Annotated in this window: 20 protein-coding genes; 9 read left to right on the top strand and 11 right to left on the bottom strand. The window is 54.4% G+C overall.

Annotated elements, in window-relative coordinates; translation table 11 throughout:
• The first annotated feature begins 137 nt into the window (after positions 1-137).
• Complete coding sequence (locus TH30_RS04220) at positions 138-2,570, top strand: DUF4175 domain-containing protein (RefSeq protein WP_114096786.1); 2,433 nt, start codon at positions 138-140, stop codon at positions 2,568-2,570.
• Positions 2,571-2,662: 92 nt separating this feature from the next.
• Here the strand turns inward: TH30_RS04220 and TH30_RS04215 are convergent, their stop codons facing one another.
• The gene (locus tag TH30_RS04215; protein WP_114096785.1) at positions 2,663-3,493 is read right to left on the bottom strand and encodes a DUF3426 domain-containing protein; all 831 of its coding nucleotides are present in this window, start codon (positions 3,491-3,493) and stop codon (positions 2,663-2,665) included.
• A gap of 358 nt (positions 3,494-3,851) precedes the next feature.
• On the opposite strand from TH30_RS04215, the gene ftsE reads away from it, so the two are divergent.
• The 4 genes from ftsE to TH30_RS04195 all read left to right on the top strand — a co-directional run bounded on the left by ftsE (position 3,852) and on the right by TH30_RS04195 (position 7,238).
• Positions 3,852-4,529 carry a cell division ATP-binding protein FtsE gene (gene ftsE, locus TH30_RS04210; protein WP_114096784.1) on the top strand — a complete coding sequence of 226 codons (678 nt, stop codon included), beginning with the start codon at positions 3,852-3,854 and terminating at the stop codon, positions 4,527-4,529.
• A gap of 48 nt (positions 4,530-4,577) precedes the next feature.
• Positions 4,578-5,480: a cell division protein FtsX gene (locus TH30_RS04205; RefSeq protein ID WP_114096783.1), complete on the top strand. Its 903-nt coding sequence runs from the start codon at positions 4,578-4,580 to the stop codon at positions 5,478-5,480.
• Between the two features lie 118 nt (positions 5,481-5,598).
• Entirely contained in the window at positions 5,599-6,318 is a 720-nt protein-coding gene (locus tag TH30_RS04200; protein ID WP_114096782.1) for a YdcF family protein, read from the top strand.
• A 101-nt stretch (positions 6,319-6,419) separates the two neighbouring features.
• On the top strand, positions 6,420-7,238 hold the full coding sequence (locus TH30_RS04195) for a lysophospholipid acyltransferase family protein (RefSeq protein WP_114096781.1): 819 nt from the start codon (positions 6,420-6,422) through the stop codon (positions 7,236-7,238).
• Between the two features lie 93 nt (positions 7,239-7,331).
• Here TH30_RS04195 and TH30_RS04190 read toward each other — a convergent pair whose 3' ends face one another.
• The 6 genes from TH30_RS04190 to TH30_RS04165 all read right to left on the bottom strand — a co-directional run bounded on the left by TH30_RS04190 (position 7,332) and on the right by TH30_RS04165 (position 12,872).
• Positions 7,332-8,285 (bottom strand): DMT family transporter, encoded by a 954-nt coding sequence (locus tag TH30_RS04190; RefSeq protein WP_114096780.1) that lies wholly within the window; start codon positions 8,283-8,285, stop codon positions 7,332-7,334.
• The gene (locus TH30_RS04185; protein WP_258548602.1) at positions 8,285-8,848 is read right to left on the bottom strand and encodes a gamma-glutamylcyclotransferase; all 564 of its coding nucleotides are present in this window, start codon (positions 8,846-8,848) and stop codon (positions 8,285-8,287) included. Before TH30_RS04185 ends, TH30_RS04190 begins: the two co-directional genes overlap by 1 nt.
• 44 nt (positions 8,849-8,892) lie before the next feature.
• Complete coding sequence (locus tag TH30_RS04180) at positions 8,893-9,774, bottom strand: DMT family transporter (RefSeq protein WP_114096778.1); 882 nt, start codon at positions 9,772-9,774, stop codon at positions 8,893-8,895.
• Positions 9,775-9,860: 86 nt separating this feature from the next.
• Positions 9,861-10,826, bottom strand: a complete 966-nt coding sequence (locus tag TH30_RS04175) for a prephenate/arogenate dehydrogenase family protein (RefSeq protein ID WP_114096777.1) — start codon at positions 10,824-10,826, stop codon at positions 9,861-9,863.
• 1 nt (position 10,827) lies between these two features.
• A complete protein-coding gene (gene hisC / locus TH30_RS04170) occupies positions 10,828-11,925 on the bottom strand; it encodes a histidinol-phosphate transaminase (RefSeq protein WP_114096776.1) in 1,098 nt (365 codons plus the stop codon).
• Positions 11,926-11,978: 53 nt separating this feature from the next.
• Positions 11,979-12,872: a chorismate mutase gene (locus TH30_RS04165; RefSeq protein WP_114096775.1), complete on the bottom strand. Its 894-nt coding sequence runs from the start codon at positions 12,870-12,872 to the stop codon at positions 11,979-11,981.
• A gap of 185 nt (positions 12,873-13,057) precedes the next feature.
• Here TH30_RS04165 and metX point away from each other — a divergent pair, with 185 nt between their 5' ends.
• The 4 genes from metX to TH30_RS04145 all read left to right on the top strand — a co-directional run bounded on the left by metX (position 13,058) and on the right by TH30_RS04145 (position 16,137).
• A complete protein-coding gene (gene metX, locus TH30_RS04160) occupies positions 13,058-14,218 on the top strand; it encodes a homoserine O-acetyltransferase MetX (RefSeq protein ID WP_114096774.1) in 1,161 nt (386 codons plus the stop codon).
• A gap of 2 nt (positions 14,219-14,220) precedes the next feature.
• Positions 14,221-14,868 (top strand): methionine biosynthesis protein MetW, encoded by a 648-nt coding sequence (metW, locus tag TH30_RS04155; protein WP_114096773.1) that lies wholly within the window; start codon positions 14,221-14,223, stop codon positions 14,866-14,868.
• 121 nt (positions 14,869-14,989) lie between these two features.
• A complete protein-coding gene (locus TH30_RS04150) occupies positions 14,990-15,832 on the top strand; it encodes a hypothetical protein (RefSeq protein WP_114096909.1) in 843 nt (280 codons plus the stop codon).
• Positions 15,833-15,849: 17 nt separating this feature from the next.
• The gene (locus TH30_RS04145; RefSeq protein WP_114096772.1) at positions 15,850-16,137 is read left to right on the top strand and encodes a hypothetical protein; all 288 of its coding nucleotides are present in this window, start codon (positions 15,850-15,852) and stop codon (positions 16,135-16,137) included.
• 27 nt (positions 16,138-16,164) lie between these two features.
• Here TH30_RS04145 and moaE read toward each other — a convergent pair whose 3' ends face one another.
• The 4 genes from moaE to uvrC all read right to left on the bottom strand — a co-directional run bounded on the left by moaE (position 16,165) and on the right by uvrC (position 20,692).
• Positions 16,165-16,620 (bottom strand): molybdopterin synthase catalytic subunit MoaE, encoded by a 456-nt coding sequence (gene moaE, locus TH30_RS04140; RefSeq protein ID WP_114096908.1) that lies wholly within the window; start codon positions 16,618-16,620, stop codon positions 16,165-16,167.
• A 24-nt stretch (positions 16,621-16,644) separates the two neighbouring features.
• A complete protein-coding gene (gene pgsA, locus TH30_RS04135) occupies positions 16,645-17,196 on the bottom strand; it encodes a CDP-diacylglycerol--glycerol-3-phosphate 3-phosphatidyltransferase (protein ID WP_114096771.1) in 552 nt (183 codons plus the stop codon).
• Between the two features lie 152 nt (positions 17,197-17,348).
• Positions 17,349-18,599 (bottom strand): uracil-xanthine permease family protein, encoded by a 1,251-nt coding sequence (locus tag TH30_RS04130; RefSeq protein WP_258548601.1) that lies wholly within the window; start codon positions 18,597-18,599, stop codon positions 17,349-17,351.
• Positions 18,600-18,754: 155 nt separating this feature from the next.
• Positions 18,755-20,692: an excinuclease ABC subunit UvrC gene (uvrC, locus tag TH30_RS04125; protein ID WP_114096769.1), complete on the bottom strand. Its 1,938-nt coding sequence runs from the start codon at positions 20,690-20,692 to the stop codon at positions 18,755-18,757.
• Positions 20,693-21,116: the final 424 nt, after the last annotated feature.

The following is a 21,116-nucleotide window of genomic DNA, read 5'->3' as shown; positions in this document are numbered from 1 at the left end:
CGTATGATGCGGGCCACCTTTTTATTTCCACGCATCCGATGGAATAGCTTGACCCGCACCTGTGAAACCCCAAGTTTTAAAGGGAAAGCGTTGCAATCAGATTTGCAACATGTCGGCAATCACGGACAACCAGACGCATGTCGTTGATACCACCCTATCCCGAGATCGAAAGTCATGTGCGCAAAACGCGCATGATCCTGATTTGGGAATCCGTGTGGCCATGCCTGATACCGGCACTTTCGATTGTGCTTCTGACAGTCGGACTTACCCTTACCGGCGCGTTCGAGTTCCTGCCTGCGACCGGGCACATCATCTTGCTGTCTGTACTGTCGGTCGCAACCATGGTCGCCGTGGTAGCACCCTGGCGAAATTTCCGCTGGCCAACCCGCCGCGATATCCTGCACCGGCTCGAAGTCGAAAACAGGCTGGAGAACAATCCGCTCCAGAGTCTCGAAGATCATATCCACGAAACCGATGATCCGCTGACCAGCTTCCTTTGGCAGCGCCAGTTGGGTTTGCATGAAGCGGCCCTTAAACATTTGCGCCTGCCCCGTCCTGTCCCCGCTGTTACACGGATTGACCGGTTCGGGCTGACCGCCATTCCCGTACTGGTGCTCTTTGTTGGCCTGTTCGCCGGACATAATCATTTCCCGGAACGGTTTTCAAAGGCCTTTAGTCCGTTGCAACGCCTTGGTGCAGCTGATTTCAGCGCGACCCTTTGGGTGACGCCGCCAGCCTATACCGGACAGGTTCCAAGGGTCCTGCGCTTTGCGGCAATTGGTACGGAGAATGGCACGGTTCCATCAAACGATGGCAACATCACAGGAAACACGACCACGAGTGACGTGATGTCTGTGCAGGTGCCCGCCGGGTCAACACTTGATGGCAGCATATCAAGCATCTGGCAGCCGACCCTGAGCGCGCCGGATGGAGAACGCGCATTCACCGAAAGCAGCGAAAACAGCTATGTGCTGTCGACTGCCATAGAACAATCGGGGGAGTGGCGCATATCGGTCTGGGGCAATGATCGTCTGACGCTGAATATTGAACTGGTGCCCGACAACGCCCCAAGCCTGTCTTTTGTCAGTTCCCCCGTCGTGACGCGCCGCGATCATGTGCGTCTGGATTATCTTGCCAATGATGATTATGGACTGGCGAAGCTTGATCTTGTGATCACCCCGGCACCGGATGACGGATCACTTGATCAATATGGCCCGATTGATCAGATCGTCATCGACATCCGTGGCGAAGGTATCAGCGAAACCGCAATGCCGACCCGTATTGAAGGTCCGCGTTTTCTTGATCTGGTTGCCCATCCCTGGGCCGGTCTTCCGGTCAATATCCAGATGGTGTCCCGCGACAATGCCGGTCAGACCGGGCAAAGCGATATCCGGTCTTTGATGTTGCCCGAACGTGAATTCAACCATCCGGTCGCGCAGAAACTGATTGCGATCCGGCGCGGCTTGTTGCGCCACCCGGATCGCGCCCTTGAAATGCATCAGGCAATACTGCCGGTTCTTTATGCTCCACAGGCATTCAACGGTCATATTGGCGTCTTCCTTGCGCTGTCGGTTGCCGAAAACCGGCTGTCTGCAAATCTGGGGAACCGCGACGTTCATCAGGATGTCGCCGGGCTTTTGTGGCATATCGCCGAGGAAGTCGAACGCGGAAGTTACGGGATTGCGGAACGCAACCTGATGGAGGCCGAGGAACGCCTGCTTGAAGCCTTACAAAATCCCGACATTACCGAAGGCGAAATTGCCCGGTTGATCGAGGAATATCGTCAGGCGCTAAATGAATATCTGGCCGCCCTGACCCGCGAAAGCACGCAATCACCAGAAGAGCAGCCACAGGCCTCCGCCGCCCTGGAGCAACAGGACCTGTCGCGCATCATTGATCAGATTGATGCCCTGATGCGTGCAGGGGCGCGTGATCAGGCCCGTCAGCTTATTGATCGTCTGCGCGAGCTGATTGAAAATATGCAGGTCACGACCGGCGAAGGCGGAATGGACATCACATCCACCCTGCGCGAGATGCTTGACGGTATGCGCGACCTGGCCCGCCGACAACAGGACCTGATGAACGAAGGCGACAATTCATCGACGCAGAATGGCCCCGCCCCGCGCGCCAATCAGCAACAGGGCCTTGCCAATGACGCCAGCGAGATCATGAACAGCCCCGGCATCGATCAGTTTGGTGAGGTCAGCGGCATGAACACCGTCATAGACGCCATGCGCGGCGCGGCAGAGGCCCTTGGGCACAATCGGTCCCATGAGGCCCTGCAACTCCAGCGACAGGCCATGGAGGCCCTTCAACAGGGCATTGGCGAGATCAGCCGTGCCCTTGAGGGCCTAAGCCAGTTGGCCCCGATGCTCGAAGACCTAGAAGGAACCGGGCGTCGCGATCCACTGGGCCGTCCGGTGGGTGGTGATGGCACCACCATTATTCCGGATGTGAATACCCTTGAACGGGCCTGGCGGATTTTGCAGGAACTTCGTCGTCGATCTGGCGACCCGGATCGTCCGCAGATCGAACAGGAATATATCGACCGGTTGCTCAAACGGTTCTGATTCCCGAAACCCGGTCTTCGAGGACAATCGATTTCGCACAAAAAAGGCAGCGATGAAACGCTGCCTTTTTTCATTTTAACGGGTCGCTGTCCTTACGGTTCGACCGCTTCACGCGGATCAAGGAAGGTGACCTGCAATCGGGTGGCCGTCGGGTTCGGACGACGGATTTTGGTTTCGACCGTCATGCTTTCGCCAACGGGCAGCATTTGCTGTTCCATCGGCATCTCGGCCCCGGCCGTCACCTTTGTCTCGTCATAGATCAGCGGAACCTTTTTGCGCTGTACCACACGGTCCAGCGGATCAAGAAGTTCGATCAAAAGATACGGTAACGGACGCGGTTCTTCTGCGATATTGACGATCTCGGCGCGGACGACAAGAACATCAATCCCGTCTTCATCTTCACGGGTCGGCGGCAATTCGCGAATATCAAGTCCTTCGCCCACATGCGGCACATCAAGGCCGATCATGTCATAGACCTTGGCTATCGGCGGCCACATATTGATGACGTAGTCCTTGGCAAAATAACCACCCGCGCCGATCCCACCGATCAGCAACAGGAAGATGATCCAGCCAATAATACCCTTCTTCTTTTTCGGTTCCGGCTTGGGATTGTTCCGAATCAGTTGCTGGGGAATGGGGGGCGGATCAGGAATTCTGTCAGCATTTTCAAAGCCCGGATCAACCTGACCACTTCCCATCTGATCAGCATTGAAATCAGCACCGAGTGCGCCTTCCTGATTGAAGGGTGGCGGAAGATCATTTTCCGGCGCGCTCGCAGCCTGGGGAGCAGGCTTCTTTGCCCCCGGGGGGTCCTGATGCCAGCTGTTGCCGCAGCTTTTACAGCGCACGGTTCGGCCCTTGGGACCGATTGCTTCTGTCTTAACTGAGTATTTCTTTGAACACTCTGGGCAAGTAATGATCATTGCAAACCTGGCATTTCGATGACAGCGGCATCAAACATGGGGGGCAACAAGACGTACGCAACTGACGATCCCCCAAGCACGTCAGCGGTGACTTACACTATATGTAAATAGCCGCGATTTAACAGACTGTTAAGTACAGATAACAGAAGCTGCCCGGATTTGGGTGTCTAATCGTTGCGTAACGGCGGTGAACATGGCATCCGAAATCATGAGAAAACCGGGTAAACCGGATCAGTCATTTTCGATATTGTCAGGTCCGATTGGCATTTCGCGCTTGTCAGAACCTAGAGAAACCCTTGATCAAATGCCATGGCACAGGCCAAGGTAGACCGTCATTCTGCCATATGGAGCACCGATTTTGACCGAGGTTGTCAGTTTCAGGAATGTCGGGGTCCGATACGAATCCGGACCGGAAATTTTGCGCGACCTGAATTTTTCTTTGGGTCGCGGCAGTTTCCATTTCCTGACCGGCGCATCCGGTGCAGGCAAATCGACACTGATGCGCCTTTTATATCTTGCCCTTCGGCAGACCCGGGGTGAAATCAATATTTTCGGACGCGACAATATCCGCATCCCGCGTGAAGACCTTCCTGCGATTCGCCGCAAGATCGGCGTGGTCTTTCAGGATTTCCGCCTGATCAATCACCTGACGACATTCGAAAACGTTGCCTTGCCGTTGCGAGTTGCCGGGGTCGAGGATTTGCAAATCCGCAAGAATGTCACCGAGCTTCTCGAATGGGTCGGGCTTGGTGACCACATCAATGCACAGCCATCGCGTCTTTCGGGCGGCCAGCAACAGCGTGTGGCGATTGCGCGCGCGGTCATCGGTCGTCCGGCATTGCTTCTGGCCGATGAACCGACCGGGAACGTTGATGACCGAATCGCCATGCGTTTGCTGTATCTGTTTGAAGAACTCAACAAACTGGGCACCACCGTCCTGATCGCCACCCATAACCGCCAACTGGTCAGACGTTTCGGTCATACGCAATGGTTGCTCGAAGGCGGTACACTGCATGACGTAACGCATAGCGGCTGACCACCATCACGACAAGATCAACCAGATCAACAGGACCAAACCACGATCATGGCATTTCGCGCACCCCCATCGCATCTTCCACTTGAAAGCGACTCTTCCTCGCGCTTTTTGCCGAGCATCGTCGCTTTGATGGTTGCGCTGCTGACCTTTTCGATTGTGGGCCTGGCAGCCCTGCATGACAGTGTCGGTCAATGGTCCGGCCAGATCGAAGGCAGCCTGTCCATTCAGGTTCCCCCGACCGAACTTGCAAACCGGACACCGGAAGAACGCGAAGAAGCGCTTCAGAAAACTGTTGATGCCATCATCGACGATGTTTCCAACCTTCCAGGCATTGCCCGGATCGAGGAGCTGAGCCCCGACACCATGGCGGCCCTCCTTGAACCATGGCTTGGCCCCGATGAAGTGGTGAGCGAACTTCCCATTCCGCGTATTATCGAAATCACTCCGGAAACCGGTTTCAACTACGATGCGCTTGAAATGCGTTTGGGGGAAATCGCGCCTGAAGCTGTGCTTGATGATCACCGCATATGGATCGAAAGAATTGCCGACGTCGCCTTTTCGGTCGAACTGGCCCTGTCGCTTCTGATCGTGGTGCTGTTTGGCGCGACCATGCTTTCGGTTGTATTTGCGACCCGTTCGGGCCTTTCGATCCATCATCGCATCATCGAATTGCTGCATCTGATCGGAGCCCAGGATAGCTATATCGCCAAACAGTTCGGTCGCCACAATCAGCGACTGGCATTTTTCGGTGCGCTGATCGGCTTGTTGATAGCGCTTCCTGTTTCTGCATTGATTGCCTGGCTTGGATTGCGTGCAGGCTGGCCAATCCCGTCACTTGTCCTGAGCCCGATCTTTATCGCCCTGATCGTGGCCATTCCGTTTATTGTTGCGATGATCGCCGGGATCACCGCAACCCGCACCGTTTTGCGTGTTTTACACCGGATGTTGTAACGGATCACAAGGCTCCGTATAGTCCGGTGACTGACCTGCTTCTTGTTTGAGATCATGGCCTTGGCCATCTCAGGAGATCCGAATACATGCCCGCGCATCGCTACCGAGGCACCCATTGATGAGCAAGCCCCCGCTTAGTGTGCAGCACCGTCGCCGTTTTCGACGGTTTCGCTTTTTGCTTTCGACGCTGATCTTGTGCGGGCTTGTCTGGGCCGCAGGATTTGTCTGGTATGTCAATTCGATCCCGGTTTCTGTTGAAAATCCAAATCAGCGTACCGACGCAATTGTCGTTCTGACCGGTGGCAGTGAACGCCTTTCGGAAGGACGCCGGTTACTGACCCATGGCCTGGCAGAAAAACTGTTCATTTCCGGGGTCTATCGCGGGGTCGAGGTGGACGAGCTTTTATCCGTCGGCAAATCCGATCCGCGCCTGATTGCCTGCTGTGTGGTTTTGGGGCATGTCGCCGAAAACACGCGGGGAAATGCGATTGAAACCGCTGTGTGGGTCTATGAGGAAGGCTTTAAAAGCCTTCGGATTGTTACCGCCAACTATCACATGCCACGATCACTTCTGGAATTCAGAAGCCTGATGCCGGACGTGGATATCATCCCCCATCCGGTCTTCCCCGATAACGTCAAAATTGAAAACTGGTGGCGTTTCCCGGGCAGCACAGCGTTGATCGCCAGTGAATTCAACAAATACATGTTTGCAAGCCTCAGGAACTCGTTACTGCATTGGCTGCCTGATGGTGACCGGCCGTCTTTGCGCAACCTTGAAGGTGATCCCCCCGGACCGCAGGAATACTCCGCTTCGAATGCTTCGGGCAAAAACGGTTGAACAATCGGCATTTTCCAATTGCAATATAGCTGTTACAAAACAGCAAATATCAAGATCATGTGAGTGGGTTAAAGCCCAAGGCGTATGAAGGACTTTTCTGAATGAGAACCCTCCGCGCGTTATTGTTTAACGTGTTGTTTTTCGGCGGCACCGCGATTTTATGCCTCAGCCTGATTCCGCTGATGCTGTTTGGGCGCAAAGCCAACCAGTTTGTCGGCCATGCATGGTGCCGACTGGTGCAGTTCATGCTGCGCTATTCCGTTGGCATGCGCAAACGCATCACCGGGCTTGAAAATCTGCCGGAAGGGCCCTGTATTCTGGTCGCCAAGCATCAATCGGCTTGGGAAACCCTGACGTTCCATACTGTGGTGACGGACCCGGCCTATATTCTGAAAAAAGAACTGACCCGAATTCCTGTTTTCGGCCAGTTTCTGACCCTTTCAGGTCAGATTGCCGTTGATCGCTCGGCAGGTGGTTCAGCCCTTAAGGACATGATCAAGGGGGCTGAGAAGGCACTTAAAGAAAACCGTCAGGTCGTGATTTTCCCGGAAGGCACGCGAACCCCACCCGGTTCAAGTCGCCCTTATCATCCGGGCATCTATGCCCTTTATAAAGCCTTCCCCGAAACCAAGGTCATTCCGGTCGCACTGAATTCCGGCATGTTCTGGGGGCGTCACAGCTTCATGAAGTATGGCGGTCTGGTCACGATGGAATTCATGAAACCGATTGAGCCCGATCTTGATCGCAAGACCTTCATGAAGGAAATCAAAACCCGCATCGACACCCGCACGCGCGAGCTTGAAACCGAGGCACAGCGGGAATTCAATCTGCCAATGCTGACATCCGACGATATCGCCGCCGAGGAAGCAGAACAGCAAGCAGCCATTCAGAAAGAAGCTGATCCGGACAAGGTTTCCTGACAGCTGTTCTGTTTAGAAAGCGGATATCAAAATTCAAAAAGGCCGGTGATGCATTGAGCATCCCGGCCTTTTTATTACTCAGATGACAGGCTCCTAAGTGCGCTTTTTGCGCGTCGCCTGCCAGATACCGAAGGCAATCAGAACAATCCCGCCCAGATGATACATATGCAATTCTTCACCAAGGAAGATGATTGCAAGCACGCTGGCAAAGACCGGCATCAAATACAGGAACACGCCGGCATTGGCCGGGCCAACAACCGAAACGCCCTTGTTCCAGAACAGATAGCCAAGGAATGCAGGACCGGCACCGATATAGAAGATCTTGAGCATGTCAGGCCATGCCGGATCAAGATGGGTAAAGAACGGTTCACCATCGACCACAAGCGACCAGACATAAAGCGGGGTCAGGAAACACAAACCGATCAGTGCAGAGACGAAAACAAGGCTGAGCGGATGCACCCCCTTGGGGGCGCGTTTGAGCAACATCGAATAGGCCGCCCATACCATGGCCGAAATCATTGCGAAGACATCGCCCGAGACAAAGTCCATCCGCGCAAAAACCGACAGATCGCCCTTGGCAATAATGGTTGCTGTCCCGGCCCCGGCGACAAGCACACCGACCCACTGCCCCAATTTGGGTTTGTCTGCACTCAGCACCGATGCAAACAGCAACACCCATACCGGTGTTGTCGCGTTCAGAAGACCGGTATTAACCGCCGTCGTATTATAGGCCGCCAGATAAATCACGACCGAAAACAGGAATACGCCCGTAAAGCCGATCAGGAACATCGACATCTTGTGCTGTGCCATCAGTCTGAGGTCACGGCCAAGATATTTGTAGCACACTGGAAACAGCATGACCGCCGCCACCACCCAGCGCCAGAATGAAAGTGCCTCGAACGGGACTGTTGCGTTCACGCCACGCGCGACAACATGGTTTGACCCCCACATCATTGCGCATGCGATCAGCATCAGATAGGCGACTGTCATCGGCGTCTGGTCACCGGCCGAGCCGGTTGTTACCGTCGTTGCATTACCCTGTGCCATCAGATACCTGCACCCATATTGATTTCGCCATATTCGCGGCGAACAAGATCCATCAGGTCATGCAGGGGTGGATCAACAATCCCCATTTCATCAAGATGCAGCACGGTATTTTCCAGATATTCAAGGTTGGGGCCAACTCTTCCATGTGCCGCAACAATGATCTCGACCGCTGTACGCACCGGAAGGTTCCCGGCATATTGCTGATGGGTCGGATCGGCTACATAGGTATGAGCAATCACTGTGCGACCGTCTTGGAGTTCGACTTCGACATCGGCCGGAATATAGGTGTTGGTGACAAGCTCGCGCTCATCAAGATAGGCCTTCACCGCATTCCAGTTGTCCGGCGCAATACAAAATGCATTGCCCACACATTCCCCACCGGAATTCAGCCCAAGAACAAGCCCCGGATTTTCCGGTGTGCCACGATAATGGTGGGAATAAATACAGAATGACCGGTGATAACCGCGCAGAAGCGCGCGCGAGCGTTCCGTGAAGTCAAATCCCGGTCGCCATAACAATGATCCGTATCCAAACACCCATTTTTCGGTGGCGTCGCTCACCATTTCCTCCGGTCGCGTTTCTTTGTGGTTTCTCGGGTTACGTGAAACTAGCGCTTCATGATCACCAATGCCACCCCAAGTGCCGCAATTCCAAACCCGGTAAAGCCAAGCATGCCAAGATGCTCGTCAAACAGAACCCAGGCAAAGAAAGCAGCGGTTGGCGGCACCAGATAAAACATGCTGGCAACCCGGGTTGCTTCGCCCTGCTTGATCAGAACCATCAGCAACATGATCGCACCAATCGACAGAACAAGCACAAGCCATGCCATCGCCAGAATGAAATTCATGCTCCATTCAACGGTCAGATCATCCTTGAACAGGGCAACAACACCAACGAACGAGGCGGCAGCCATATACTGGATGACAGTGCCACTCATCAAATCCATGCCGGTGCAGAAACGCTTCTGATAAAGCGTCCCCGCCGTCATCCCGAACAGGGCCAGAACGGCAAGACCGATGCCCAATGGCGTAATGCCGATCCCGTCGCCGATCTTGGGCAACAGAACAAGTGCAACACCGATCAGACCAAGAACAAGACCGCCCCACTGGCGCGCTGAAACCCGTTCGCCCAGAAGACTGCCGACAACCGATGCGGTTACAACCGGCTGCAGCCCGACAATCAGGGCCGCAAGGCCGGATGGCAAACCGGTATCAATTGCCCAGAACACACCGCCAAGATAAATGCCGTGCACCAGCATGCCCGCGGTTGCGATGTGGGATGCCTCGCGCAGCGATTTTGGCCATTTGGCCTTCATCAGCATGACAACCGGCACCATCAGCACAATGACAATGGCAAATCGGACGAAAAGGAAAACAAACGGGTCGGCGTAAGGAAGGCCGAATTTCGCACCGACAAATCCCGTGCTCCAGAGAAACACAAAGACAAACGGCATGATCCGGCCGAACGCCGGATGATTGGTGGCAGACATGACTATCCCCTTTAACCGGCAGGCGGTGCTATTTGGGGCGCATCACCAACCGAATGACAGTCTGCGGGCCGCGGACCGTCGGTATCTTATTCTGTGGTCTTTTTCTTGCCCTTCTCATCGCTTTGGCGGCTTTCGCCCTCGGCAGAGAAGTTGGTGAAATACTGACCGGCATCAACGATCCCGCGGCGAATCTCGCGCGTCCGGGTAAACAGATCAAACAGCTTCTCGCCTTCGCCCCAGCGAATGGCGCGTTGCAACGCCATCAGGTCTTCCTGAAAACGGCCAAGCACTTCAAGAACGGCTTCACGGTTGTTCAGAAACACGTCACGCCACATGGTCGGATCGGATGCCGCAATACGGGTGAAGTCACGGAAACCGGTTGCCGAAAACTTGATGACTTCCTGACGCAGGGCATCTTCAAGATCGGTCGCAGTCCCGACAATGGTATAGGCAATCAGGTGCGGCAAATGTGACGTAATGCCAAGAATGCGGTCATGATGGTCTGCATCCATGCATTCGACATACATGCCACATGCTTCCCAAAGGGCTTTGACCTTTTCTTTGGCAGCGTCACTTTCTCCCGGGATCGGGGTCAGGATGCACCAACGTTCTTCGAACAGCTCCGGAAAACCCGAGTCCGGACCGGAATGCTCGGTCCCTGCAAGGGGATGTCCCGGAACGAAATGGACACCCTCGTCAAGATGCGGAGCGATGTCACGAATGACTGATTGCTTGACGGACCCGACATCAGAAACAATCGCGCCCTTCTTCAATGCACCGGTAAGCTGTGCGCCAATGGTCTCGTTGGCACCAACCGGCGCACAGATCATCACCAGATCCGCATCACCAACCGCGTCCTTGATGTCGCAATAGGCCTCGTCGGCAATGCCAAGTTCAAGAACCCGGTCGCGGGTCGCCTCAGAGCGAACCGCACAGGTAATCTTGTTGGCAAGGCCGTCACGCTTGATGCGACGGGCCATGGACGAGCCGATAAGGCCCATGCCGATAAAAGCGACAGTTTCAAACAACGGTTGGGATGCAGTTTTGGTCATTTTACTGGTTCACAAAGTCTTTGATGGTCTGAAGGCAGATTTCCATTTCTTCCTTCGTGCCAATGGAGACACGAAGCATCTGCGACAAACCATAGGCACCGATTTTGCGCGGGATCACGCCACGGGCCATCATGAAATCATTTGCGGCATCGGCATCCTTGCCTTCAACCGTCGGGAATTCGATCATCACGAAGTTGCCGTAGCTCGGATGGGCCTTAAGACCGCTGATCGCATTGATTTCATCACGGAACCACGCAAGCGTTTCCGCGTTGTGACGGACGCACTCATTAACGAAATCATCGTCCTCAAGCGCCGCGACACCGGCTTCCTGGGTCGGAAGCGGTACGTTGAACGGGTTGCGCAAACGCTGAAGGACATCGGCGATTGCCGGCGGTGCATAGCACCAGCCAAGGCGAATGCCACCAAGACCATAAATCTTGGAGAATGTCCGGGTCATGACGGTGTTATTGCCAGCTTTTACAAGCTCTTCACCCGCGCTGTAATCTTCCTGACCGGTCATGAATTCGGCATAGGCCGCATCAACCACCAGAACGATGTCTTCGCGAAGACCGTCACGCAGACGCTTCATCTCGGCATCGGTGATATAGGTTCCGGTCGGGTTGTTCGGGTTGGCAACAAACACGATCTTGGTCTTGTCGGTTACCGCTGCCAGCAAGGCATCAACATCGGTGGTCATGTTGGTTTCCGGTGCCGTTACCGGCGTTGCGCCAACACCCATGGCGGCAATCGGATACATCAGGAAACCGTGCTGCGAATACAATACTTCATCACCCGGACCGGCATAGGCACGGATCAGAAGGGTCAGCAATTCATCAGAACCCGCACCACAGACGAGCTGGTCAAACTCAAGACCGTATTTCTCTGCCAGCTTATGACGCAGCAGATCACAGCCACCATCCGGATAGCGATGCAGACGGCTTGCCGTGTTGCGCAGGGCTTCCATTGCTTTGGGGCTTGGGCCAAGGGCACCTTCGTTAGACGACAGCTTGATCACGCGCTGATCACTGTCAGCACTGGATTTGCCGCCCTTGTAAGGCGCAATATCAAGAATACCGGGGCGTGGGGTGGGCGCAGACATAACGTTTATTCTCCCAGAGGAAGCAGCAGCCATGATCGGCCTGCCAAAAATTGTTAACTCAGTGCGTCTTCTGATATCGGCACCGCATAGGCGCCAACCACATGCAGACTTTCGGGTGCAAGTCCCCGTTCATCCAGTGTGGTCTGAAACGCATCAGCGCGATTACAAAAGAATCCCGGCACATCAACAAGAACAAAACGCCGATCTGCAATCGTATCGTCAGAAAAGCCAAGGATTGTCGCCCCGTCGATGCCATCCGCAATTTTTTTGCGCACTGTATCCATCGAGATTTCCTTGGACAGGCTGACCACGAACAGAGTCCGGTCATCACCGCTGTCTTCAAGATCGATTGCCGCCAGAACAAAGCCCTCGGTCTGTTCGCCGCGCCCGACAGGACGTCCACCAAAGGGCAGTTTCGAAACAACCTTGACGGCGGTTTCGTCCGTCAGAAGCGTCCACCATGGCATCGGCTCGCCAAATTCGGGCTTCGGGAACACACCGACAGCTGCCCGTCCGTCTTCAAGCGCACCAAATGCTTCGCGCGGGGTGTCATATTCAATGATCTCGTTCAGGCAACCGAAATTCAGACGTGCAAGTTCCCAGCAATCCTGCCCATCTGCATTGCGACACAGGGCCACCGTATAAGGCGCTTCAAGACGCGTACCTGCAGCAATCATTTCACGCCATATCTGTATCAGTGCCGTTTTGGGAAACGCACCATCGTGACGATCAACCAGCGTACGCATGATCCGGGCTTCACGGGCCGGACGATAAGGCACTTTGACTTTGCCACCGGCAGCAATCACCCGATCCTTATAGGCCCCGACAGCCTGGACAACTTTGGTGCGCCGAATGATCAGGGATTGCAGGGCCTGATCGATCTCGTCGATCTCGCCACGCAACCCGTCAAGGTCAAGATTTGCCAAATTTTCGTCGTTACACGCCATGATTCACTCTTTTGTAAAACGGCGCACAGTATTAGGACAGGGCCGCAGAAATGCAAAGAAAAGATTGACTAAACCGGGCCCGCTTCATAGCTAGAACAGGCGAATTTTCCGCAAACCGGGCAACAAATGCAAAAACACCAACCCGATTATGCGAAAAATCATGATTTAAAGGGAAACCAACGTCCATGAGCACCGCCGCCAACAAAGACAAGCGCCCGCCGCTTCCCGGCCATCACATGGTTCTGGGCGAGACGGACAAGCTGCGCCTTGATAGCGGCATTGAATTTGGTCCCTTTACACTGGCCTATCAAACCTATGGCGCATTGAATGCCGACAAATCGAACGCGATTCTGGTCTGCCATGCCCTGACGGGTGACCAGTATGTTGCCGATGACGTTCACCCGATCACGGGCAAGGAAGGCTGGTGGCGCGAGATTGTCGGCCCCGGCAAGATCATCGACACAGACAAGTATTTCGTCATCTGCAGCAATGTCATTGGCGGTTGCCTTGGCAGTACCGGCCCCAAGGACATCAATCCGGAAACCGGCAAACCCTGGGGGCTTGATTTCCCGGTGATTACGATTGCCGATATGGTGCGTGCCCAGACCATGCTGATTGATGCGCTTGGCATCGACACGCTGTTTGCGGTGATTGGCGGGTCGATGGGCGGCATGCAGGTTCTGGAATGGTGCAAAAGCTATCCGGAGCGCGTTTTTGCCGCAGCGCCGATTGCCACATCGTTCCGCCATTCGGCACAGAATATCGCCTTCCACGAAGTCGGGCGTCAGGCTGTCATGGCCGATCCGGACTGGTGCGGGGGCAATTACCTGCTGGAAGGCAAGAAACCGGCGCGTGGTTTGGCAGTTGCGCGCATGACGGCACATATCACCTATCTGTCGCAACCTGCCCTACATCGCAAATTTGGTCGCAAGCTTCAAAATCGCGGTGCGATCACCTATAGCTTTGATCATGATTTTCAGGTCGAAAGCTATTTGCGCCATCAGGGCAAAAGCTTTGTCGACCGGTTTGATGCCAACAGCTATCTCTATATCACGCGTGCGATGGACTATTTCGACCTGTCAATCGAACATGACGGACGATTGGCTGATGCTTTTACCGGCTGCAAGACGCGCTTTTGTATCATCTCGTTCTCAAGCGACTGGTGCTTTACCACCGCCGAAAGCAGAACCCTTGCCCATGCATTGAATGCAGCATCTTGTAATGTCAGTTGTGTCGAAATTGAAAGCGACAAGGGTCATGACGCCTTCCTGCTTGATGAACCCGATTTCCACATGGTTCTTGCCGGCTTCATCGAAGGTGCCGCCGAAAGCCGGGGGCTGAAATAATCATGAACCACACCGTATCAAACGCCAACGCTGCCACAACGCATAACGATCGCATTCGCGTTGACCTGCAATTGATTGCCGACATGGTTGAACCGGGAACCCGCGTTCTTGATATCGGGTGCAGTGACGGTGAACTGCTTGGCTATCTGACCCGGACAAAGAATGTCGATGGTCGCGGGTTGGAAATTTCAAACGAGGGCGTGCGCAATTGCGTTGCCCAGGGACTTCCCGTGATGCAGGGCGATGCCGACCGTGATCTTGGCGATTATCCGGACGGGGCATTTGACTATGCTATCCTCAGCCAGACATTGCAGGCGACCCACCGCCCCAAAGAAGTCCTGTCCGAACTTCTGCGCATCGGCAACAAGGCAATTGTGTCTTTCCCGAATTTCGGCCACTGGCGGGCACGGTTTGATCTGATGTTCCGTGGAAGAATGCCGCAGAACCCGAACCTTCCGATCATGTGGTATGAAACACCCAACATCCATTTTTGCACCGTGCGCGACTTTGTCGCCCTGTGTGCGGAAATGAATCTGAAGATCGAAAGATCGATGGTTCTCAATGAAAGCGGGTCTCGCGTTTCAATGGACAGCCATTCGGGCTTTGCCAATTTCTTTGGCAATCAGGCCCTGTTCATGCTGAGCAAGTGATGCTTGCCCGGTAGCCACGCCAATCAACGCCGTGACGCAGGTTTCGGCGTTTTCTTTTGCCATCACAATCGCCGCCCATCCCCGTCTGATGATGATCACGCTTCATCGATGGGGACAGAAGATGTTTTGCACATTCAAACGCGTCATTCGGAACGGTGCCCTTATCACCGTGATCGGCCTGCTTGCCGCCTGCAGCCAAAAGGCCGAAACACTGAAACTTTCGGTCACTCAATTTGGAACTGCGACCGAAGCCGCCTTTGATGAATATGATGCGGCCTATAGCACGCAGTTTGCAGCCTTCCCGAAATCCGAAAACGCACAGCGCAACGAATTCGTGAGCAATATGGCGGCCTTCACCGGGCAAGTCACGCCAGCCAATATCGATACGCTGCTTGACCCTGATGCAGTGAAAATCTCCCCGAATATTCAGGATGAATGGAACGCAACGCTTCGCCAACTGCGATCCCAGTATCAGCAATTCGTCGCCATTTTCGATAATATCGAGGCCGGTTCAGCGCTTGGTGCATCGGCCGTTACCCAATCAGGTCCCATACTGGAAAAGCTGCGCGCGCAACTGGCAACCATCACCGGCGATTTCGCCCGTAATCCGCCGAAATTCCTGTCACGACGCAGTACCCTGATTGCCGAACTTAATACAATCCGCAAGGACGACGTGAACGAGCCCGAGGCACAAAACCTGTATTACCAGATTTGGTGGCAGAAATGGCGCGACCTGATCGCAGCCGAGAAAATCATGCAAACAGAAACCCTGCGCGAGTTTCTGACCGCCACCAAACTTGGCAACAGCTTGCAAGTCCAGATCGACAATTACGCAAAGCTTGACGTCGCAGCCCTTCTTGGTGCCGTCGAACAGGGCATCACCCTTGCCGATCATATTCACAAGTTAAGCCCGCAAGAACTGATCGCCGAGGGCACGGGTCTTGTCGAAACCGCAACGCAGTGAAACCGGGGGAACATCAAATGACAGATAATATCAGCACACTGATCACCACGGCCGAGCAGGCCTGTCAGCAGGCACTGATCACCTATCAATCAGCAAGCATCGATCAGAAGGTCGCGACCAAGCCAAAGCTTGATCAGGCCGCCGAACTGATCGTTACGCTGCAAGCCAAGCAGCTGCAGGGTGCAATTGTGGTCAGTGATCAGGATGTCGCAGACATGCAGGAGCTTCGCCAGAAGGTCAATGATGCCGCAACGCTTCAAACGGCACTCTCGTCATTGGTGTCACTGCTGTTGAAATTTGTCTAGGCATTCCGCGCAAACAGGCACGAAGGATCAGTTCCACCGATCCGCATCGGCATCGTCAGATGCCTTGGCCTCAACCCATTTATCACCGCCGTCTGGCGTTTCTTCACGCTTCCAGAACGGCGCACGGGTTTTCAGAAAATCCATGATGAAGTCACAGGCTTCAAACGCCGCCCGACGATGCGCCGATAAAACAATCACCAGCACAATGCGTTCACCGGGCATCATTTTGCCGAACCGGTGGACAATGCGAATACCATCAAGCGGCCAGCGACGGGCGGCCTCGTCGGCGATCTTTTCAAGTTCGCGCTCGGTCATGCCCGGATAGTGATCCAGCGTCAGGCTTGATACCTGATCCCCGCCATGAATATCGCGCACCAGACCAACAAAGCTGACAGCAGCCCCGATATCGGCCCGGCCATCCGTCAGCGCAGAAAGTTCGGCGCCCGGATCGAAATCATGTTGTTGAACAGACACGCGTGACATGGCCATGGCCCTGATTTGCGAAGATTAATCGAGATGCTTGAGCCCGGTACGCAGATAGATATAGCCGGTCTGAACCGTCACAATCCCGGCGATCCACAGCAGCACATCACCAATCATGATCGACGGGATCATGTCAGGCGATGCATCCCCGACCAGAAGGAAACCGATCGCCAGAATCTGGGCGGTTGTTTTCCATTTCGCAAGCACCGTGACCGGAAGCGGCACCTTGAGTTCGGCCAGATGTTCGCGCAAACCCGAGACCATGATCTCGCGGCACATGATCACAACAGCTGGTAAAACAGCCAGACCGGCAATCCGTTCAAACGACACCATCATCATCAGGGCTGCGGCAACCAGAAGCTTGTCGGCAATCGGATCAAGAAAACGACCGAGAGGCGAAACCACATTCATGCTGCGCGCAAGATAACCGTCAAAGAAGTCCGTCACACCGGCAAAGGCAAACAGCACAAAGCCGATCCAGTTCCCGACCGGGCCGTCGATGTAAAAAGATGCCACCAATGCCGGGATCACAATGATGCGCGACAAAGTCAGCAGATTGGGAATCTGGGTTTTCATGGACGGGCCTGTTTGCGGGTATATGGTCGACAATTTCCACTAAGGGGTCTGTTTCAACCCCAAAGCCGCGCAATTATTAAAGCCTTGGGTCCGGAACGACAAGGGCCGTGTTCAATTGCAATAAAACTGAGACACGGCCCCTGGTCGATCACCTAGTCGGTGATCGCATCTTTGTTTTCACGTCCGATGCTCAGGACCTGATACAGAATGATCGCCGCCAATGTTGCCGTTCCAATCCCGCCAATGGCAAACCCGCCAAAGGTCACCGTAAAGTCGCCACCACCGAAAATCAGGGTAATGCCAACCGTAAAGAGATTGCGCGGATCAGAAAAATCAACCTGGTTATCGACCCAGAGACGCACCATTGCCGCAGCAATCAATCCGAAGACCGCAACACCGAGCCCCCCCAGGACCGGTCCCGGAATAGTGTGCAAAAGGGCCCCGAATTTGGGTGAGAAACCAAGCAGAATGGCGATTGCCGCGGCAATGACAAAAATCAGGGTCGAGAAAACACGCGTGACAGCCATAACCCCCATATTTTCAACATAGGTGGTCACACCTGTTCCACCGCCCGACCCGGCCAGCATGGTCGCCAGACCATCACCAACAAAACCGCGACCGATATAACGATCCATGTTCTGTTTGGTCATGCCCCCGATTGCCTTGATATGACCAAGGTTTTCCGCAACCAGAATGAAGGCCACCGGCGCAATCATGACCATGGCCGAACTTTCAAAACGCGGCGCGACAAAATCTGGCATGCCAAACCACGAGGCCTGTGACAGTTCGCTGAAATCGACTGCTGGCATCAGTCCGAGGCCATTCCCCAGAACCAGAACAAGCCCGTATCCGGCCAAAATACCGACCAGAATCGAAATTCGGCGCAAGGCAATCGGTGCATAGACCGAAACAAGCGCCACGGACAACAGGGTCAGAAGTGCGACCAGCATATGCATATTGTCGCCCGTGATGCCTTTAATCCCGACCGGTGCAAGGTTAAGGCCGATGGCCGCCCCGACTGCCCCTGTGACCGCAGGTGGCATCAGTCTTTCAACCCAGCCTGTTCCGGTTGCCATGACGATCAGGCCGATGACAACATAAAGCGCACCGGCTGCAATGATCCCGCCCAAAGCCCCGCCAATATCAGGGTTGGGCCCGGTTCCGGCATAGCCGGTCGCAGCAATTACCACTGCGATAAAAGCAAAGGACGAACCCAGATAACTCGGCACACGACCCGCAGTGCAGATAAAGAAAATCAGGGTTCCGATACCGGAAAACAGGATAGCCAGATTTGGATCAAACCCCATCAGAAGCGGACCGAGAATTGTCGCACCCGACATGGCAACAAGGTGCTGCAAGCCCATCGGGAACATCACCCCCCACGGCAGGCGTTCATCAGGCATGACTGTAGAAGACCGGGTCAAAGACCAGGAAGGAAAGTATCGCATCTGTTTCCTTAATCTGAGATCGTTAATCGCACGAAGCGTGCTGTCGATGTGGCAATATGCACGCGGTATTACCCGGCTGCTGCCAAAAAGCAACATCTCCGCAGCAGGTTTTATTTATTTTCGTGGAAATGATCGTAAATCTTTCGCGCCAAAGCCGCACTGATGCCTTCGACCGCTTCCAGATCCGAAAGCCCGGCATCGGCAACACCGCGCGCTGATCCGAAATGATGCAACAGTGCCTTCTTGCGCGCCCCCCCGACGCCCGGCACCGAATCCAGAACGCTTTTGCCAATCTGCTTGGCGCGCTTGGCGCGATGGGTGCCAATCGCCCAGCGATGCGCCTCGTCGCGCAGGCGCTGAATGAAATAAAGCACCGGGTCTTTCATATCGAGACGTACGGGGGCCTTGCCCGGAATATGAAGAACTTCCTTGCCGGCATTGCGATCAACGCCCTTGGCGACACCGACCAACATGACGTCCTCGATCCCGAGGTCTTCGAGCACTTCACGCGCCACACCAAGCTGGCCCAGACCACCATCAATCAAACACAGGTCCGGCCAAGTGCCGTTTTCGCGGTCCGGGTCTTCTTTTTGGGCGCGGGCAAAACGACGGGTTAAGACTTCGCGCATCATGGCAAAGTCATCACCGGGCGCAATATCGCCCTTGATGTTGAATTTGCGATAGGCGTTTTTCATAAACCCTTCGGGTCCGGCGACAATCATGCCCCCGACCATATTGGTGCCCTGGGTGTGGGAGTTATCGTAAACCTCGACCCGCTCGGGCGTGCTTTCAAGATCAAGCTTGTCAGCAAGATCTTCAAGCAGCTTGCGCTGGGTTGCACTTTCGGCCATGCGACGACCCAAGGCGTCCTTGGCATTGGTCATGGCGTGTTCGACCAGTTTGCGCTTGCCGCCCCGCTTGGGCACAAGAAGCTCGATCTTGCGGTTGTTATTAATGCCCAGTGCATTTTCGACCAGTTCCTGCCCTTCGATTTCGTGGGACAGGAAAATCTGTTTCGGGGCCGGTTTGTCGGCATAGAACTGCCCGACAAAGGCCGACAGGATTTCCGGGATTTCGGCGGACTGTTCATGACGCGGAAAATAGGACCGGTTGCCATAGTTCGATCCCGAGCGGAAGAAGAAGACCTGCACACAGCTTTGCCCGCCTTCCTGATGCAAGGCGATGACATCTGCCTCTTCAACCCCTTCGAGATTGATGTCCTGATGGGACCGGATCTGGCTAAGCGCGCGGATACGGTCACGATACATCGCTGCCTGCTCGAACTCCATACGTTCGGAGGCCGCCATCATGTCGGCTTCAAGCTGCTTGAGAATTTTCTGACTGCGACCGGTCAGAAAATCGCGGCAGATATCAACAAGACCGTCATATTCCGGCTTCGAGATACGATCAACGCACGGGGCCGCACAGCGTTTGATTTGATACAGCAAACAGGGGCGCGAGCGGTTTGAAAAAACCGCGTCCGTACAGGACCGCAAAAGAAACGCGCGCTGCAGATGGTTGATCGTATTGTTTACCGCCCAAGCCGACGCAAAGGGACCAAAACAGCTGCCATCCTTGGCACGTGCGCCACGATGTTTAACGATACGCGGATAATCGTGATCCTCGGTGATCAGGATATAGGGAAAGCTTTTGTCATCGCGCAAAAGGATGTTGTAGCGCGGCTTGAGCTTTTTGATCAGGTTGGATTCAAGAAGAAGGGCTTCGGCCTCGGTATGGGTGGTGATGATTTCCATCCGGACCGTCTGGGCGACCATGCGCGCAATCCGGATAGGCAATTGCATGATCCGGGTATAGGCCACCACCCGTTTCTTGAGGTTCTTGGCCTTGCCGACATAAAGGACGCGATCCTTGTCATCAAGCATCCGGTATACGCCCGGGGCACCCGGCATGGTTTTAAGCGCATATTTGATTGCATCAACGCCGCGCGCCGCCCCGCCCTGGATTTTGTCGCCATCAAGGGACAAACCGATTTCCCGTTTCGGGGTCTCATCCCCGGTCGGGTTTTCGGAGGGAACTGGTGGCTTCATAAAGGCACTCCGCAATCACACAAATACATCCAAAGTTGTGACGGTCGTCACAATCAGGCCGGGCCTTGGAACATACCTCAAAAGATTAACATCGCAACAGCGCGACAGGGAATCGCCCCGGAAAAAAGATGTCCACCAAGACTGTGGATAACTATGTGGGTAATAGGGGGGCTACTTCCTGCACCCCTTGAGAGTCTTAACGTTCTATGAAGTGCCCAAATATTGAGCAAAACAACTAAGTTATTGATTTATTTCACTAAAATTACTGTCAACCTGAAATCATTCGGTAATAGAGTCGTAAAAATCGAATATTTTCCTTTGAATCCCGCTCCCCAGATGCTTGTGCATAAGGACAGATGCGATTCGCCCCAAGGGAATCACAGAGTCCCTTGTCCTTACCGTCTGAAAAAGTAAATTTTTTGCT

It is taken from the genome of Thalassospira profundimaris (assembly GCF_003326795.1).
Classification (GTDB): domain Bacteria; phylum Pseudomonadota; class Alphaproteobacteria; order Rhodospirillales; family Thalassospiraceae; genus Thalassospira; species Thalassospira profundimaris_C.
This window is presented reverse-complemented; position numbering and strand designations above follow the sequence as displayed.

What these genes read in the sequence shown, in the direction of transcription:
- TH30_RS04215 (WP_114096785.1), bottom strand. Translation starts at nt 3,493, where the DNA reads ATGATCATTACTTGCCCAGAGTGTTCAAAGAAATACTCAGTTAAGACA.
- metW (WP_114096773.1), top strand. Translation starts at nt 14,221, where the DNA reads ATGAACCACACCGTATCAAACGCCAACGCTGCCACAACGCATAACGAT.
- TH30_RS04200 (WP_114096782.1), top strand. Translation starts at nt 5,599, where the DNA reads ATGAGCAAGCCCCCGCTTAGTGTGCAGCACCGTCGCCGTTTTCGACGG.
- moaE (WP_114096908.1), bottom strand. Translation starts at nt 16,620, where the DNA reads ATGTCACGCGTGTCTGTTCAACAACATGATTTCGATCCGGGCGCCGAA.
- TH30_RS04175 (WP_114096777.1), bottom strand. Translation starts at nt 10,826, where the DNA reads ATGACCAAAACTGCATCCCAACCGTTGTTTGAAACTGTCGCTTTTATC.
- TH30_RS04180 (WP_114096778.1), bottom strand. Translation starts at nt 9,774, where the DNA reads ATGTCTGCCACCAATCATCCGGCGTTCGGCCGGATCATGCCGTTTGTC.
- TH30_RS04165 (WP_114096775.1), bottom strand. Translation starts at nt 12,872, where the DNA reads ATGGCGTGTAACGACGAAAATTTGGCAAATCTTGACCTTGACGGGTTG.
- TH30_RS04190 (WP_114096780.1), bottom strand. Translation starts at nt 8,285, where the DNA reads ATGGCACAGGGTAATGCAACGACGGTAACAACCGGCTCGGCCGGTGAC.
- TH30_RS04220 (WP_114096786.1), top strand. Translation starts at nt 138, where the DNA reads ATGTCGTTGATACCACCCTATCCCGAGATCGAAAGTCATGTGCGCAAA.
- TH30_RS04205 (WP_114096783.1), top strand. Translation starts at nt 4,578, where the DNA reads ATGGCATTTCGCGCACCCCCATCGCATCTTCCACTTGAAAGCGACTCT.
- TH30_RS04130 (WP_258548601.1), bottom strand. Translation starts at nt 18,599, where the DNA reads ATGCCTGATGAACGCCTGCCGTGGGGGGTGATGTTCCCGATGGGCTTG.
- pgsA (WP_114096771.1), bottom strand. Translation starts at nt 17,196, where the DNA reads ATGAAAACCCAGATTCCCAATCTGCTGACTTTGTCGCGCATCATTGTG.
- hisC (WP_114096776.1), bottom strand. Translation starts at nt 11,925, where the DNA reads ATGTCTGCGCCCACCCCACGCCCCGGTATTCTTGATATTGCGCCTTAC.
- metX (WP_114096774.1), top strand. Translation starts at nt 13,058, where the DNA reads ATGAGCACCGCCGCCAACAAAGACAAGCGCCCGCCGCTTCCCGGCCAT.
- uvrC (WP_114096769.1), bottom strand. Translation starts at nt 20,692, where the DNA reads ATGAAGCCACCAGTTCCCTCCGAAAACCCGACCGGGGATGAGACCCCG.
- TH30_RS04150 (WP_114096909.1), top strand. Translation starts at nt 14,990, where the DNA reads ATGTTTTGCACATTCAAACGCGTCATTCGGAACGGTGCCCTTATCACC.
- TH30_RS04145 (WP_114096772.1), top strand. Translation starts at nt 15,850, where the DNA reads ATGACAGATAATATCAGCACACTGATCACCACGGCCGAGCAGGCCTGT.
- TH30_RS04195 (WP_114096781.1), top strand. Translation starts at nt 6,420, where the DNA reads ATGAGAACCCTCCGCGCGTTATTGTTTAACGTGTTGTTTTTCGGCGGC.
- TH30_RS04185 (WP_258548602.1), bottom strand. Translation starts at nt 8,848, where the DNA reads ATGGTGAGCGACGCCACCGAAAAATGGGTGTTTGGATACGGATCATTG.